The organism is Nostoc sp. UCD121 (genome assembly GCF_014222285.1).
GTDB lineage: Bacteria > Cyanobacteriota > Cyanobacteriia > Cyanobacteriales > Nostocaceae > Nostoc.
Window position 1 is genome coordinate 1 of sequence record NZ_JACKZS010000416.1, and the last position, 2,550, is coordinate 2,550.

The following is a 2,550-nucleotide window of genomic DNA, read 5'->3' on the forward strand; positions in this document are numbered from 1 at the left end:
ACTGTTGCCGAAATCCGATTACTTCAAGAACTATTAACTCATCAAAGGAAAAATCAAGTTATGGATATTCTCAGTACCGGATTGTTTGCTACTTCAGTTGTTGGCGCTTTAGGTGGCAGTGCATATCTCGTTGGTAGCGTTGTTGCTACTGGATTAATTGGCAGTGGGGTGTTCATTCCCTTGGGATTACTTGTTGGTGCAGGATTGACTTTTCTGGGACGGGCATCAAAGTAAGAGTGATGGGCGCGAGTGTTTCTTAAAACTGTTTCACGAAACTGTTTCATGAAACGTTTCAACGGTTTCATCAGTGTTTCAGGGCGTGAAACACCGTGAAACAGCATTCCCCCGCGTGAAACATCAAACGTGAAACATGAAACACCAGTTAATTCCTTGCTCGAAAGCCTTTATGGGCGGGATTGTTTCACGAAGCTGTTTCACAGCACTGTTTCACGAAACTGTTTCAACGGTTTCATCAGTGTTTCAGGGCGTGAAACAGCATGAAACAGCATTCCCCCAGCATGAAACATCAAACGTGAAACATGAAACACTAGACAATTCCTTGCTCGAAAGCCGTGATGAAGGGTAGTGTTTCATCCAACTGTTTCACAGCACTGTTTCATGAAACGTTTCAACGGTTTCATCAGTGTTTCAGGGCGTGAAACATGAAACACCTTATTAAAGAGATGTGTGAAACAGGGGAAAAATTTGTAGTAAGAACGCGCTATAACACAGTAGTCTCATGTATAAGAAACAACTGTACTTAGCTTTGGCTGGTGTTGGCATTTGCATATTGCCTGTAATCATCCCCTTAGTACCCAAGTTAGGGGCTTATGCAGAGCTTCAACGGCTAAAAGCCTCAGAAGAATTAGAACGTTCCCGCATAGAAGAACGGGCTAAAACCAGTGATGCCTTGTATGAGGCGGGAGTGATGCCCACAAGTCGCAAGTTGAGAATTACCAATTACTTTGATAGCGCTAAACGCAATCCCAGACCAGACACAACCCTATATCTTGATGATGAGATTGTTGATGTTTTTGATGCGACGGGCAGGTGTATTGGACGAATTGAAGAAGGAATTTGGAAGTGGAAGCACAAAGACAAAAGAATCTGTAAAAGCGTTCAAAATATCAAACAAACTAGGAGGAAGTAATGGCTAATGGTGCAGAAAGTAACAGTACTAACAACAGCGATAGTAAGCCCAAAGATAAGAAGCGATCGCTTGGTGAAATCATTGATTTTTGTGCCAAGGCCGTTGTGATGATTGTTGGCTTACCCATTAGGGCTGCTGCCGCGATTGTTAATCAGTTTGTTGCTAACGGTGGTGCGGGTCGTGCATTAGTTGGCGGGATTTTATTTATCGGCGGTTCCATAATCAGTGCTGATTCAACTTGGCAATTAATCTTTCAAGGCCCGCCTGTTTTTGCCTGGTTTGAGCCTACTTGGAATTGGCTAAATGTGCCGTTTGCACTGTTCAACCCGTTTTTTTACCTGGCATTCATAATTTCTATAGGTGTGCAAGTAATTGAAGCTCACGCCCTACGCGGTAAGAACCCAGATTCAGCTAGGCGGGAACTTCAAGACCACATGGTTTATGAGCTTGAAACCAAGCCTAGTGGCAAGATTGACTTGGTAGGCCAACTCTGGGCGGACTACAAAACCGCAGGTATACGCGATCGCTCTAGTGCGGGGTTAGTTGTGATTGCTGTTTGGGCGTTTGATATTGTCACCACCTTTGCAGCTCGTAACCCGTTTGAATTTACAGCCCCATTCATGATTTTGGGCTGCATATTGTTTAACATCGGCACAATGATGGCTGGTGAAATTGGGTTTGCCATCTGGCGCTTGACAAAGGATTAGAACGGAAACCGCCCAAGAAATTAATAACTATAAAAAAAGGGCGGCAACGTTTACCAAGGGAGGCATTTATGCAAAGTAACGATATCCCAAAAATTACAACTAAGGAAACGGAACATTTACGCGAATCATATCCTAGCTTGTCTCACTTGGAAGCCGGAAATATTGCCCAATGGCTGCAAGAGAGAAAAGATGGATTATTTGAAATGGCACGGGCATCTGAGAATGAAGCAGACATGACCCGTGTACTTGGTTTGTTGGCTTCTGGGATTGGAGCGGTTTGTTATGCGGTCAACCCACTGGCGCTAGTTGGTGGTTTAATTGGCGGTGCTGCGTGGCTATGGTTTGTTGTCGAACACTCCAACCGCACTAAAGAAATTGCCCCCTTGCCTTTTGTACGTGGCAACTTTGTAGACGCTCTAGCTCGTGCCGGGGATTATGATGCGAGGAGCAATTATCAAGCGGATCATCTTGCTAATACCGTTAAATTCCTAGAACGACAATCAGCACAAGAGTACGCCTTTCTTCATGCTGAGTTTGAAAATATTGTCCAGTATTTGAACCAAGTTGAACCAGGAAAACGTTTTTATGCTTATCGTTGGATGTTTGGTTGGTTTGGCAAGCTCAAGGGTCGTCAGTTACCCACTTATGAAAGCATGGCTCTCCATTTACAGAATGTGACAATTGACAGCCGGG

3 protein-coding genes and 1 pseudogene are annotated in these 2,550 nt (G+C 44.2%); all 4 read left to right on the forward strand.

The genetic code is table 11. From position 1 onward, the window contains the following. The coding region (locus tag GNF10_RS36415) for a hypothetical protein (protein ID WP_185607466.1) at positions 1 to 234 on the forward strand (234 nt) is incomplete at its 5' end. Positions 235 to 739: 505 nt separating this feature from the next. After that, on the forward strand, positions 740 to 1,150 hold the full coding sequence (locus GNF10_RS36420; RefSeq protein WP_185584531.1) for a hypothetical protein: 411 nt from the start codon (positions 740 to 742) through the stop codon (positions 1,148 to 1,150). After that, positions 1,150 to 1,857 carry a hypothetical protein gene (locus tag GNF10_RS36425; protein WP_185584529.1) on the forward strand — a complete coding sequence of 236 codons (708 nt, stop codon included), beginning with the start codon at positions 1,150 to 1,152 and terminating at the stop codon, positions 1,855 to 1,857. Before GNF10_RS36420 ends, GNF10_RS36425 begins: the two co-directional genes overlap by 1 nt. Positions 1,858 to 1,925: 68 nt before the next feature. Then, positions 1,926 to 2,550, forward strand: a pseudogene (locus GNF10_RS36430) (hypothetical protein); the annotation flags it as partial.

Coding starts and splice junctions, on each gene's coding strand:
- GNF10_RS36420 (WP_185584531.1), top strand. CDS start 740: ATGTATAAGAAACAACTGTACTTAGCTTTGGCTGGTGTTGGCATTTGC.
- GNF10_RS36425 (WP_185584529.1), top strand. CDS start 1,150: ATGGCTAATGGTGCAGAAAGTAACAGTACTAACAACAGCGATAGTAAG.